Origin of the sequence: Streptomyces sp. NK08204, from assembly GCF_020400585.1 — a bacterium.
Taxonomy (GTDB): domain Bacteria; phylum Actinomycetota; class Actinomycetes; order Streptomycetales; family Streptomycetaceae; genus Streptomyces.
The window spans coordinates 94125-106081 of record NZ_JAINVF010000024.1 but is presented as its reverse complement, the minus strand read 5'-3'; the positions used below and the strand labels follow the sequence as shown (position 1 = coordinate 106081).

Sequence of the window (11957 nt, the reverse complement as noted above, 5' to 3'; positions counted from 1 at the left end):
CTGGGGTTGAGGCCGATGGTGCACGCCCAGGCGAGCGAGACCGTGACCTTCAGGCCCGCGAACAGGTAGACCAGATTCTCCAGCGTGTGGCTGCTCAGCCCCTTCAGCGCCAGCGAGATGGGGTGTGAGACCAGGTGGTGGACGTCGTAGCCGGACGGGTGCAGGGCGCCGTCCAGGGCCCGCAGCATCACGATGCACACACCGATCGCGACGATCGTGCACGAGACGTAGTAGCCCTGCCAGGCGGTCGAGCCAGCGAACCGGGACTTGCGGCCCGGCTTCACGGGCCGGCTCAGCAGCCGGACGACCAGCAGTGTCCCGCAGCCCACCGCGCACATCAGGCCCAGCACCTCGGTGTAGACCTCGTACACCGCCCAGCGACCCACGACCGGCAGCGTGAAGTGGGCGTCGAACAGCTCCGCGTACGCCGACACCAGACTCAGCAGCAGGGTGTAGAAACCGATCGCGACGAACCAGTGCGCGAAGCCGATCAGCCGCCACTGCGTCATCCGCGTGTGCCCCAGAAACTCCCTGACCAGCGTCACCGACCGCTGCGCTGGGTCGTTCGTGCGGGAGCCGACGGGCACCGGCTGCCCGAGTCTGACGAACCGGTAGACATACAGCGCGGCCCGGGCCAACAGCGCGACACCGGCCACGCTGACACCCAGTGAGACCACTATCGCGGCGATCTGCATCGGCTCCCTGCTCCTCTCTCTGACCCCGCACCATGACTTACCGGGCGGTAACTTACTGGACGGCGGCACCGTGAACGGGTGGGCTCGGTCACACCGGGTCTCTCCATGGACGCGTATCGGCCACTGCTCACCATCCGGTTCAGCGGCTGCTGTACCTGTCCGCGCCGAACGGTTCCGGGTCGAGCAGACCCAGCTGGGCGGCGCGGGCCCCCGCCGCGAAGCGACTGGTCACCCCGAGGCGCTGCATGAACTCCGCGATGTAGCGGCTGATGGTGCGGGTGGAGACACCGAGGTTGCGGGCGATCTTCTCGTCCTTCACGCCTTCGGCCAACATGCGGACGATGACGGCCTGTTCGTCGGTCAGCTTCAGGCCGTCCCTGTCCGTCCTGGTGGTGGCGTACGGCGTCGCGCCCTGCCAGATATGTTCGAACATGGTTGCGAATGAGCGGACCAGTCGGGCTCCGCGGAGCACGGTCATTCCCTCGTCGGGGTCCTCCGGGTCCAGCGGCAGCAGCGCCAGATTGGTGTCCGCGATGAACATGTCCATGGGCACCATCGGGGTCAGTCGCAGATCGACACCGATGTCGATGAGGTTGCCGAAGTGGGCGGCGCCGCCCGGCGCGGTGGCGTGCCGCAGGGGGTGGAGGCGGCGGACGGTGATACCGCGTTCGATGAGGTGCCGGTCGAGGCTGAAGATCCGGCGGAGTTCGAGCAGCGGAGGCGTCGGGCCGGAGTACACGAACGACACGATCTCCTGGGCGCTGTCGGAGAGGTCGTTGAGCGCCTGGAGCAGTTGGTTCCGGCCGGAGACGATGCTCACCTGGATCTCCGACCGCTCCGCCGAGACCGCGGGGATGTACACGTCGACCAGGGATGCGACGGCCTCCTCCAGGTGCTGGAATTCCTGGACCCGTTTCTCGATGAGCGTCCGCTGGCGGCGTAGTACGCGCAGCAGGGCGGCCTCCGGCGAGACCGGGACGATCAGCTCGTTCTTCCGCTCGATCCGCCCGATCAGGCCGAGGTTCTCCAGCGCCGACCACGCGTGTTCGGCCTCACGGTCGGACAATCCCAACTCGCGGGCCAGGGCCGCCGACTCCACCTCGCCCCGGGCGAGCAGCTCCAGGTAGACGACGAGCTTCGAAGCCTCGGACATCTCGTTCCTGGCGGCGGGATCTGTGCCCTGCCCCACGATTCGCTCCCTAGATTCGCTATCGGTTGAGTTGACGGCTGCTCAAGTGCCTAATCTGGCATGGCCAATCTGCCGGTGCGACTGCCCGCGGCCGTCAGAGCGCCAAGTGAGACGCACTTCACGGTGAGTGAGCGAGCGGTGCACGGGGGGTCGAGGTGCGACGCGCTCGGCCGGCGGCCGCATGACCGTCAACTGTGCTGGCTGCAAGGGGTATTGACGGTGTGCGGGGCTTGTGCGCGACGGGTGTGCGCACTTCGCCGGGTGGGAGCGCGCGGGAGCGAAAAGGGCATATTGATTGTCTGGCATGGATCCGCCATGACTTGTTTCCGCAGGGGTGGATGCCGACGCCACGGGTTGCGAATCCCTAGAGTGGCGTCCGGACGATGGATCTTGCCGAGGGCCTTTTCGCGCTTCCTCGGTTCCTTTTCCGTTTTGGCGATGCGTCTTACGGGGGTAGAGCGTGAATAGTCGCTGTATCGAGTGAATCTCGAGTTCCGGGTGTGAAGTTGCCGCCCGTTCTCGCGATTTTTACGGGTGGGTGAACCCTTTCGGTGTGAGGCGCTGAGCGAACTGCCTCCGAAATGGCATCGCATTTCGGACATTTTCGCGTCGGGCCTGTTCGAGTGCCTGAGTGCTCGCACCTTCTCCGGTTCACAGCCGTGTCTGCCTTCCGGCTCGGAACCGTGCCTTCGCCGTCGGCTGCCGTCCGCATGCCAGGAATCTGCATTGCCATACTGAGTTCAGGAGCATGCTCGAAGTGAGTCACCAGAACGACCAGGTTGTCAGTGATGTCACCACCCTGCTGAAGCGCGCTCAGAGCGGGGACGAGCGGGCCATGGACGACCTGCTTCTCCATGTCACCCCATTCGTCAGAAGGCTTTGCCAGCCCATCGCCCAGACGCACAGTGCCGACGCCGCGCAGGAGGCGCTGCTGGCGATATACCGGGGGATCCACAGCTTGCGGGAGCCCTCGGCCTTCTACAGCTGGGTCAGGGCGGTCACCACGCGCGAGGCCGTGCGCACCTCCAAGCGGGTCGCGCAGCGCGCGACCGACGAACTGTCGGAGACGCACCACAGTGCCGACCCGTTCGTCTCCGTCGACGTCTCCGACGTGATGGACCGGCTGCCCGACTACCACCGTGAGGTGCTCACCCTGCGCGCCTACTACGGGATGGACGAACAGGAGATGGCGACCATCCTCGAACTGCCCGTCGGTACCGTCCGCTCGCGGCTCTTCCGGGCCCGGCGGAACTTCCAGAACGCGTGGCATCAGCGTTCCGCCTGATGCGGCGGGGTGGTGCGGTCCCGAGCCGGCTCTTCAGGGATGTCGACCGATGCTCGATCAGTGCCGCAGGCGCCCCTCGGGCAGGCGCCCCTCGGGCAGGCGCCCCTCGGGCAGGAGCCCCGGGGCTGTCCGCTCACCGTCCCCCACTCGGAGGCTCACGGCGCTGTTCACCGTGGGCCGCGGCGGCACCTTCACCCGCCGCGACGGGCGCCTGGTGTACGTGCCTTCCGGGCGCGAGCAAGCGCCTGTACGCGGAGTCGCGGCGCGGGCTGCCGTACCGCTCGCGGGGTCGCAGCCAGAAGGGCGCGCACGGTCGGCACACCTCGCGCTGCCCACCCCGGACGTGATCGACACCCTGCGCCGGGCCTCGCAACCGGGCGGGGCCTCGGCCTTCCGCCGCGATCTGTGGCCGCCGATCGCCGAGGAGGGGGAGCGGTGGGTGGCTGGGGCCGTGCGGCGGGTTCGTCTGCGGTGGGGCGCCGTGCCGAGGCGGGTGAGTGGGGGCCGCGTCACCGGCTGAGGCCGGCCGGTGGGGTGCAGGCGTCGTGCGGCACGGCCGTCCAGCTGAGTACCCCGGGGCCCACCGGGTGGACCATGACGTCCAGTACGGGGCCGGGCAGGCGTCGGGGGCGGGTTCGGAAGCCGGACGGGGTGGGGTCAAGGGCGATGCCCAGCAGCATGGTGGGCGCCTCGCCGGGCGGGAGCAGCACGGAGAACGCCTTGAAGGCGGCCTCCTTCGCGGAGAAGGCGGCCAGCAGACGCCGTTCGGACTCGGCCGCGTCGCCCGCGGTGTCGTTCATCCAGGCCCGTTCGTCCTGGCAGAGCACCAGGCGGGCCGCCTCACTGGGCAGTGGGCGCAGTTCCAGGTCGACGCCGAGGCAGCGGTAGCGCTGCCGGGGAGCCGCGACGGCGACTGCCGTGTCCGCGCAGTGGGTGATCGAGCCGACGCTGCCCGCAGGCATGCGCGGCCGGCGACCCTCGCTGAGGATCTCTCCGGCCGGGATGCCCGCGCGGGCCAGCGCGCGGCGCGCCGCGCACCGTCCGGCGGTGAATTCGCGGCGCCGCACGGGAAGCATGTCGCGCAGGAGGCGTTCCTCCCCGGGACCGGCCGGTACGGCATCCGGCTCGCCGGCCGTGGCCACGCCCAGGCAGAGGCCGTACTTCTCGACGTCGGGGCGCAGGCCGAGCAGTAATCGCTCGGCCTGCGCCCCGACGAGGGTGTTCTTCAGCACCGGTCGCGCAGCAGCGCGGGCCAGGTGGCCGGGTCGTCGTCCAGGTAGCCCGACAGCCACTCGGCCCAGCGCTCCAGACCGAAGCCCAGGCAGACGGAGAAGGCAGGCTGGTCGCCGAAGCCGATCTCGAAGCCCTTGCCGAAGTGCTGGTTGTGGTAGTTGAGGGACGAGACGGCGACGGCCGATCCGTCGTGGGCCATACGGCCCACCAGCTCGTACTTGACGTCCATGGCCGCCTGGAAGTTGGCCAGTTCCGGGCGTTCCTTGGTGAAGAACGGGTCCCCGGCGGGCGCGACCCGGCACGGCAGCGCCAGTTCGGTGGCCAGCCGGACCAGCTCCTCGATCACGGCCTCACGGAACGCCCGAGCGGAGGGACGGTCGCCGAGGAAGACGATCTCCCGCATGCTGAACGACCACAGGCGGGTCGGCGAGGTGTCGGTCTGGCCCTCGTACCGGCTGCACCGGCCCGTCGCCGTGACCGTGAGCGGCTCGGTCAGCCGGGTGCCGCCGAACCGCTCGAACAGGCTCACGCACACGGCCGGGGCGAGCACGACGGGGGCGATCTCCAGCTCCGCCTCCCGCGCCCGCTGGTCCTTGGCGGCGGAGAACCGGTCCAGGGCGTCCAGGTCCGCGCGCACCACCGAGGTCGCGGTGACGTGCTGCGGGAAGTTGTGGGTGTAGTCGGCCTTCTCCAGCGTCGACCACGGCACCATCGCGGGCACCGTGTACTCGTCGGCGCCCAGCCGCGTGGCCATCTCGCCGAAGAGCCGTTCCAGGGCCCGGATCAGCCTGGCGGTCTTCGGGCCGCCCACGAACAGCCCCGGCCCGATGCGGCCCTCCTCCCGCGCGGTGCCGCTCGGCGTCGCGGGCAGGTCCCACTGGTCCAGCTTGTTGCTGCTGCGGCGCTTGACCGGGCCGCCGAACCGCCGGTACGCCTCGCCGATCATCCGCTCGATCCGGTCGGCCTGCTCGGCGTCGGCGGCCGAGAACTCGACCCGGGGGACGTCCTCGAGGAACAGCTGGTGGCTGCCGGCCTCGGTGAGGCAGTAGCGGAGCATCGCGGTGAACTCGCGCCGGTTGTCGTCGGCGAGTTCGCCGGGCGCCGTCCAGACCCGCTGGACGTCGGTAACTGTTGCCGCCATCGTCGAATTGCCTCTCTTCTTTCTCGGCTCTTCTCGGCCGGTCACACGCGGGCGAGCCGCGGGCGCCGGGCGAACCCGGCCACCACGTTGTTGATCACGGCGAGGCCGTGGTCGTCGAACTGGGTCATCAGGGACTCGGGGTGGAACTGCACGGCCGCCAGCGGCCTGCTGCGGTGTTCGACGGCCATCGCCACCCCGTCGGCGGTCTCGGCCGTGACACGCAGGTCGGCCGGCAGGGCCGCCCGGTTCGCGTACAGGGAGTGGTAGCGGCCGACCGTGACCCGTTCGGGCAGGCCCGCCAGCACCGTGCCGCCGTCGCCGCGGACGTGCATCGTCGACGGCTTGCCGTGGAACGGCCGCTCCAGCACGTCCAGTTCGCCGCCCAGGTACTCGACGATGGCCTGCAGTCCCAGGCAGACGCCGAACACCGGGATGTGCCGCTCCTCCGCCATCCGCAGCGTGCGCGCGGTGTCGAAGTCCGAGGGGCGTCCCGGCCCCGGCGACAGCACCAGCAGATCCGGGTCGAGCGCGTCGACCAGGTCCTCGTCGAAGCCGCTGCGGTACGTCGAGACCTGCGCGCCGGCGTGCCGGAAGTAGGAGGCCAGCGTGTGGACGAAGGAATCCTGGTGGTCGACGAGCAGCACCCGCACGTCCGGCCGTGCCGACGCCAGGGGCGCCGTAAGGCCGAAGCCCGTCGCCCGGCTCGTCCTCGACGCGGGCCGCTCCAGCGCGTCCAGCGGGGCGAGCGCCTTCAGCTCGGTCTCGCGTTCCTCGGCCGCGGGGTCGGAGTCGTGCAGCAGCGTGGCGCCGGTGCGCACCACCGCCTGCCCGTCGCGGATCTGCACGGTCCGGATGGTCAGCCCGGTGTCCAGGGTGCCGTCGAAGCCGATGCGGCCGACCGCCCCGCCGTACCAGCGGCGCGGGGAGCGCTCGTGCTCCTCGATGAACGCGATCGCCGCCCGCTTGGGCGCGCCGGTGACGGTGACCGCCCACATGTGCGTCAGGAACGCGTCCAGGGCGTCCCGGCCGGGCTGCAGGATCCCCTCCACGTGGTCCACGGTGTGGATCAGCGTGGAGTACATCTCCAGCTGGCGGCGGCCGATGATGCGCACGCTGCCGGGCTCGCAGACGCGGGCCTTGTCGTTGCGGTCGACGTCGGTGCACATGGTCAGCTCGGACTCCTCCTTCTCCGAGCCGAGCAGCGCCCTGATCCGCTGTGCGTCCTCCAGCGCGTCGCGCCCGCGCGCCGCGGTGCCGCTGATGGGGCAGGACTCGACCCGCCAGCGCCTGCCGCCCGCGCCCTCCTGGGGGTGCACCCGGACGAACATCTCCGGCGAGGTGCCCACCAGGAACTCGCCCTCACCGAGGTTCATCAGCATCTGGTACGGCGAGGGATTGCGCCCGCGCAGGGTACGGAACAGCTCCGAGGGGGCGGTGTTGCAGGGGCGTCGGAAGGTGCGGCTGGGCACCACCTCGAACAGGTCGCCCACCCGGAACCGCTCCCGGGCGGTGCGCACCAGCTCGGCGTACTCCCCGGGCGCGTGATCGGCGCCAGGAGCCCCGGAGGCCGGGCCGGTGAAGGGCGCCGGCGGGGTGCGCCGGTCGAGCCCGGCGGTGCCGGAGCCCTCGACCTCGAACTCGTAGTCGTAGCGGAACGCCGTACCGGCCACCGGGTCCAGGACGGTCACCGAGTCCGGGATGTGCACGACCAGGTCGCGGTCGTGTTCGTCGCGCCGCTGCTTCAGCGGCACCGGGTCGAAGGCCAGCACCAGGTCGTAGCCGAAGGCCCCGTACAGACCGAGATGGGGGTCCGGCGACCCGGCGAACGCGTCCTGCACGGCGCGCAGGAAGTCGAACGCGTTGCGGCGCCGGGTGCGGTCCTCCTCGCTCAGGAGGTCCTGGCCCGGCGCGTCGCCGATGGTCCCCGCGAGGCCCGGATGCTCGCCGTCCGTCAGCGGCGCCACGCCGTCCAGCGTCTTCTCCGCGGCACGGCGCAGCACGGGCAGCAGCACCTCGCCGCGCGCGTTGAGCGCGCGGACCTCCACGCGGGTGAGACCGCGCAGCACGATCTCGACCGGCGGGTCGGTGTAGCCGACGCCGCGGCGCCGGTAGCGGCCGGGATACTCGTAGTCCGAGGTGAACAGCGCGCCGCGGCGCTGGTCGAGGGCGGTCTCCAGGCGGTGCGCGGCGATCTCCGCGTCGAGCGCGACGCGGCGCCGTTCGACCAGGACACCCCCGTCCGTCACCCACTCCTCGGGCAGGACGCCCACTGCGTTGCCGGTCATATGAGGGGCTTCACCTCGTCCAGAGTCGGGATGGTGCCGTCCGCCAGGCGCTCGGCGAGCACGTTCCGCTTGACCTTCCAGGTGGCCGTGTGGGGCATGTGCTCCCAGGCGATGTGCACCGGCTCGGCGACCTTGGGCAGGCCGGCGACGGCGGCGGCCCACGCCTTGCGGTCGAAGGGCCTGTCGCGCCGGGTGCAGACCACCGGCTGGATGCCGCCGGGCAGTGTGACGAAGACGGCCTCCGTGAGCGTGGGCAGCTGGTCGAGGATGGTGTCCTCGGCCGCCAGCATGCTGGCCAGTTCGGGCGTCTGGTCGAACTCGCGGTCCAGCAGGTGCAGACAGCCCCAGCGCGACTTGTAGCCGATGTCCTGGAGGTTCCACCACTCGCCGTCGCGGCGCTCGTCGTACAGCTCCTGCTGGCCGATGTAGGTGATGCCGAGGCCGGTGGAGGTGGCCTCGATGAAGCCGTGCCGGGTGCCGTCGTCGATGCCCGGCCGGGGCTTGATGCGCGCCTTGGTCATGCCGACGAAGGGGTGGCCCACGCAACGCCCGTCGGCACGCAGGACGTTGCGGCGCGTGTACAGGCGCATGGTGACCGGACCGGTCTCCGTCTGGCCGTAGGACTGCAGGAAGATCGGCCAGCGCCGCTTGCTGGCGCTCAGCATCACGCGGATGCTGCGCGGGTGGATGGCGTCGAACGTGCTCATGAAGATGCGCACGCTCTCCAGCGGCCCGTCCGGGTCCTCCGCCAGCTCCTCCCAGTGGGGGTACATGTTCGGGTGCGCCTCCACGCCGCCCGGCCTGCACTCCAGGAAGATCTTGCGGACGTTGTCCACGTCCGCGTCGGTGAGGGCGGCGATGCCGACGCCCAGCTCGAGGGCGGTGGCCAGCGCCGCGAAGGTGCGCGAGTGCACGAAGGAGATGCACATCGCGTACGTCTCGCTGTAGCGCAGCCAACGCGCGATCCGCGCCTGCATGTTGATCGGCAGCTGAGTGCCGCGCCGCGCCGCGGCGACCATCTTCGGCACGCCCGTGGTGCCGGAGGTGTGCGTGATCAGCGCGGGGTCGTCGGCCGGGATGTCGTGGTACGGGGGGCGCTCGTCCGCCGGGGCGTCCTCCAGCGAGGACAGCCCGGCGGCCCGGCCGTGCGCCAGCACCACGGACGGCACGATGGACTGCAGCCGGTCGCCGTGCTCCCCCGACACGGTGATCTTGGCGGCGTCGGTGACGAAGTGGGCCGGCTTCAGCCGGTCCATCATGACCGTCACGGTCTCCCACTCCAGGAACGGCGCGAGCATGGCCGGCACCGCGCCGATCCTGGCGATCGCGCAGGCGAGGAAGAGGAGATCGGCGTTGTGGGTCTTGTAGACGCCCACGACGTCACCGGCGCGCACCCCGAGGCCGTACAGCCGGGCGGCGGTGTCTTCGACGAGGTCCGCGACCTGGAGGTAGGTGGGCCGCATGCCCAGCTCCGGTGCCAGGTCGAACGGCTTGTCCAGGTAGAACAGCGAATCGGGGTGGCGGACTGCCGCCTGCTGGGTCATCAGTCCCAGCGAGAACAGCTTTCCGGGCTTAGGCAGATCAGCTGGGACCGGCACCGTTGGTTCTCCTCTCAGGGGATGGACGTCTGGTACGGCGGGTGCGGGTGGGGGAGCGCGGCCGACGTCAGGCGACGGAGGCCGGCGTGCGCGACTTCTTGTAGGCGAAGTCGGCGCGCTTGGGGGCGGCGCCCCGGCCGTCCTCCCGGATGCGGTCGATGTACCACTGGATGAAGCCCCGGAGCGATTCGCGGTCCATGGGGAAGACGGACGCCTCGGCGCCGCACACGGCGTCGGTGTTCGTCTGGTCGAAGTGCTTACCGTTGATGAAGTACGAGGCGTAGAACTGGATGCCGTCGTCGAGCTTCTTGTCGACGGCCGTCAGCATGCCCTGGTTGTCCACGAACTGCGGCCCGCGCAGGCCCGCCACGTCGAAGGTCTCCTCGATCATGAGGCCGATCGAGGGGGCGGTGGAGTTGTTGAGGTGGTAGATCCGGCCCAGCTCGCCGGAGAGACCGGCCTGCACACCGTTGCGGGCCACGAAGTCGACCGGGACCAGGTCGCACTCGATGCCCGGGTCGGCGATGATCGGGACGCGGCGGTGGCTCAGCAGGTTGCCCAGATCGGCCTCCACGGAGCGCTTGAAGCGCAGCACGGAGGAAATGAAGCCGTACAGGCCGGTGAAGCTGGTGGCGGCCCGGGTCACGCTGTGGCCGATCACGACGGAGGGCCGCAGGATGCGCCACGGCAGCCCGGAGTCCCGCACGGCCTGCTCGCCGACGGTCTTGGTCGCCTCGTAGACGTTGTTGGCCCACTCGGTGTTCTCGGGGAAGGTCTCCTTCTGCAGACCGGTGCGCTTGCCCGCCACGTACGCGGTGCTCACGTGGTTGAACACCGGCTCGCCGAGGGCCTTCGCGAGGGCGAGGATGTTGTGCACGCCCGTCACGTTCATCAGCTCGATCTCGTCGGCGTGCCGGTCCTCGTACTTCAGCGAGGCCGCCACGTGCCAGACCGCCTCGACCGTGCCGATCCGCTCGGCGGTCGCGGCCACGTCGACATCGGTCATGTCGCCGGCCACCGCGCGGGTGCGCTCGAGCACGGCCGGCACGAGGTCCCGCATGTCGTAGACCTCGGCCGCGTGGACCAGGGCGTCGTGCAGGCGCTTGGTCGCGGCCTTGTCGTCCTCGCCGCGCACGAGGCAGACGAGTTCGGCGTCGGTGCGGACGAGCAGTTCCAGAGCCATGGCGCCGCCGACGAAGCCGGTGGCACCCGTGACGAGGTGCTGAGTGGCGGTCTGGTTGGCAGTCGAAGCCATTACTGGTTCTCCTCCTTGGAGATCACTGCGGCCACGGCGGTGGCGTGGTGCTTGTGCAGGTAGTCGGCGATGGTGGCGAGGCTGTCGAAGACCTCGGTGGGCACGTCCATGTCCCACTCGATGCCGAAGGCCTCCTCGACGTGTCCGAGGAGCTGGGTGAAGGCCCAGGACTCCAGGCCGATGGAGGACAGAGGGGTGTCCGCCAGGCCCGTCTCCGGCAGGTCGGTGCGGTCGGCGACGACGATGCGCAGCAGGTCGCAGAGCTTGGCGACCACCGGGTCGGCGCCGTCCTCGGCGCCGGCCGTCGTGGCCCGGGACTCGGGGGCGACTTCGGCGTCGCGCCGGGCGAGCTGGTCCAGGAAGTTCTGGATCGCGCCCTGGAAGCCGTCGCTGTCCTCCATGTACGGCAGGTGGCCGACGCCCTTGAGCCAGACGGTGGTGGAGTCCTCGATGAGACGCCCGGCCTCGGCGGCGTTGCCCTCGTGCCACAGCGGGTCCTGGTCGCCGAGGAGCAGCAGCGTCGGCACCTTGATCCGGGCGAGCAGCTCGGGGCCCTCGGCGGCCTGCAGCGCGGCCTTGAGGTTGGCGAGCAGCGGCTCCGCCGGGTGGATGGCGGTGAACGCCTCCCGCAGCCCCAGGTAACCCGCGGCACCCATCGCGCGCATGGCGTCCTCGGCGAAGACGAGCGAGTACAGGTGGTCCCACAGGGCCGCCGTGCCGCCGTTGGCGAGGGAGTTGATGCAGGCCCGCTCGGTGGCGCGGCGCTTGAGACCGTCCGACGGCGTGCAGGAGGGGCCCACCATGATCAGTCCGGAGACCCGCTCGGGGTACCGGGCGGCGAAGTCCCGGCAGACGAACGCCGAGGTGGAGGTGCCGACCAGGTACGTCTTCTCGATGCCCAGGCCGTCCAGCAGCGCGAGCAGGTCGGTGACGTGGTCGTCCCAGTCGAGGTCGGCCTTCAGCGACGAGGCGCCCTGGTTGCGCAGGTCGTAGGTGAGGACGCGGTTCTTCTTGGCCAGGTCGGCGATGTAGTTGCGCCAGATCGGGGCGATGATGAAGAAGTTGTTGACCAGCGTGATGTGCGGTCCCTCATCGCCCTGCAACTCGTAGTACAGCTCGATGTCGTCGGACACCTTGAGGGTCTCTTCCGAGGTGTATCGGATGTCGACCCCGAGTGGCCTGTCCATCTCGTTCCTTCCAGTGGGCACGGTGCCGCCGGGTGGCGGGTGGCGGGTGATGGCTGAGCGGGTGGCGTGCGGCGTGGGCCGCGGGCGGC

The 11957-nt window shown here is 70.3% G+C and carries 8 protein-coding genes and 1 pseudogene; 1 reads left to right on the top strand and 8 read right to left on the bottom strand.

The window, feature by feature from the left end; translation table 11 throughout:
- Both K7G59_RS27990 and K7G59_RS35115 read right to left on the bottom strand, forming a co-directional pair.
- Positions 1-695: pseudogene (locus tag K7G59_RS27990) on the bottom strand (Fe-S oxidoreductase); the annotation flags it as partial.
- Between the two features lie 139 nt (positions 696-834).
- Positions 835-1884 (bottom strand): LuxR C-terminal-related transcriptional regulator, encoded by a 1050-nt coding sequence (locus K7G59_RS35115; RefSeq protein WP_225838992.1) that lies wholly within the window; start codon positions 1882-1884, stop codon positions 835-837.
- A gap of 748 nt (positions 1885-2632) precedes the next feature.
- Between K7G59_RS35115 and K7G59_RS27980 the strand changes: the two genes are divergently transcribed.
- Positions 2633-3169, top strand: a complete 537-nt coding sequence (locus K7G59_RS27980; RefSeq protein WP_225838990.1) for an RNA polymerase sigma factor — start codon at positions 2633-2635, stop codon at positions 3167-3169.
- Between the two features lie 509 nt (positions 3170-3678).
- Here K7G59_RS27980 and K7G59_RS27975 read toward each other — a convergent pair.
- From K7G59_RS27975 to K7G59_RS27950, 6 genes are all read right to left on the bottom strand, one after another.
- On the bottom strand, positions 3679-4401 hold the full coding sequence (locus K7G59_RS27975) for a 4'-phosphopantetheinyl transferase superfamily protein (RefSeq protein ID WP_225838988.1): 723 nt from the start codon (positions 4399-4401) through the stop codon (positions 3679-3681).
- On the bottom strand, positions 4395-5543 hold the full coding sequence (locus K7G59_RS27970) for a hypothetical protein (RefSeq protein WP_225838985.1): 1149 nt from the start codon (positions 5541-5543) through the stop codon (positions 4395-4397). Before K7G59_RS27970 ends, K7G59_RS27975 begins: the two co-directional genes overlap by 7 nt.
- A gap of 41 nt (positions 5544-5584) precedes the next feature.
- Positions 5585-7828 carry an anthranilate synthase component I gene (locus K7G59_RS27965; protein ID WP_225838982.1) on the bottom strand — a complete coding sequence of 748 codons (2244 nt, stop codon included), beginning with the start codon at positions 7826-7828 and terminating at the stop codon, positions 5585-5587.
- A complete protein-coding gene (locus K7G59_RS27960; RefSeq protein ID WP_225838980.1) occupies positions 7825-9372 on the bottom strand; it encodes a class I adenylate-forming enzyme family protein in 1548 nt (515 codons plus the stop codon). Before K7G59_RS27960 ends, K7G59_RS27965 begins: the two co-directional genes overlap by 4 nt.
- A gap of 121 nt (positions 9373-9493) precedes the next feature.
- Positions 9494-10681: an SDR family oxidoreductase gene (locus tag K7G59_RS27955; RefSeq protein ID WP_225838978.1), complete on the bottom strand. Its 1188-nt coding sequence runs from the start codon at positions 10679-10681 to the stop codon at positions 9494-9496.
- Positions 10681-11868 (bottom strand): alpha/beta fold hydrolase, encoded by a 1188-nt coding sequence (locus K7G59_RS27950; RefSeq protein ID WP_225838976.1) that lies wholly within the window; start codon positions 11866-11868, stop codon positions 10681-10683. Before K7G59_RS27950 ends, K7G59_RS27955 begins: the two co-directional genes overlap by 1 nt.
- Positions 11869-11957 lie beyond the last annotated feature (89 nt).

Excerpts from the sequence above, each read along its gene's own strand:
- K7G59_RS27980 (WP_225838990.1), top strand. The coding sequence starts at position 2,633 with ATGCTCGAAGTGAGTCACCAGAACGACCAGGTTGTCAGTGATGTCACC.
- K7G59_RS27970 (WP_225838985.1), bottom strand. The coding sequence starts at position 5,543 with ATGGCGGCAACAGTTACCGACGTCCAGCGGGTCTGGACGGCGCCCGGC.
- K7G59_RS27965 (WP_225838982.1), bottom strand. The coding sequence starts at position 7,828 with ATGACCGGCAACGCAGTGGGCGTCCTGCCCGAGGAGTGGGTGACGGAC.
- K7G59_RS27960 (WP_225838980.1), bottom strand. The coding sequence starts at position 9,372 with ATGACCCAGCAGGCGGCAGTCCGCCACCCCGATTCGCTGTTCTACCTG.
- K7G59_RS27955 (WP_225838978.1), bottom strand. The coding sequence starts at position 10,681 with ATGGCTTCGACTGCCAACCAGACCGCCACTCAGCACCTCGTCACGGGT.
- K7G59_RS27950 (WP_225838976.1), bottom strand. The coding sequence starts at position 11,868 with ATGGACAGGCCACTCGGGGTCGACATCCGATACACCTCGGAAGAGACC.